This is a genomic window from Streptococcus parasanguinis (genome assembly GCF_901875555.1).
Classification (GTDB): domain Bacteria; phylum Bacillota; class Bacilli; order Lactobacillales; family Streptococcaceae; genus Streptococcus; species Streptococcus parasanguinis_H.
Window position 1 is genome coordinate 1 of record NZ_CABFMD010000026.1, and the last position, 553, is coordinate 553.

The 553-nt window shown below is 47.2% G+C and carries 1 protein-coding gene; it reads right to left on the reverse strand.

Translation table 11 applies throughout. The features are described from left to right. Nucleotides 1–553 (reverse strand): mucin-binding protein (locus tag JX304_RS06140; RefSeq protein ID WP_430544374.1); only part of this gene is annotated, 553 nt, incomplete at both ends.

Genomic DNA, 553 nt, shown 5'->3' on the forward strand with positions numbered 1-553 from the left:
TCCTTATCATGGTTGGTGTAAGTGTGGATTAAGTAAACATTGAAGACTTGGTCAACGGAACTATCAACGTCGTAATCAGCGGCCGTGAAACCATTTACAGTCGCATCACTGGTCTTGTTCGTTGATAAGGCGTAACCATTTGCCAAGTAATGCTTTAATTGTTCATCTGCGGTCGTAAAGCTGACTGCTGATCCGGCATCACCAGTTTCTGTGGCGTTCCAAAGGTTCTTGTCACCATCGGTTTCATCACTAATGTTGATGGTTGCCTTTTGAGCACCAATCGTGTAAACCACATGCACATCAGTGTTTGGTGCGTCCGCCGTAGGCGTTAATTCCGAAACGCTGGTTTGACTTGGCGTGTAGCTGGCGATGGCTGGTGAGTCTACTTGTGCCCACGTTGTGTCATCTCCAGTAGCCTTCCAATCAGTCGTGGTGTAACCACCACCAGATTGAACTTCCTTACCAGTTACGTTATCCGTCACAATGTTCCGCGTAAAGTCAATGTTTTGCGTAACCGTTGGATCCGCGGTTTGTCCTTGCTTTGGTCCATTTC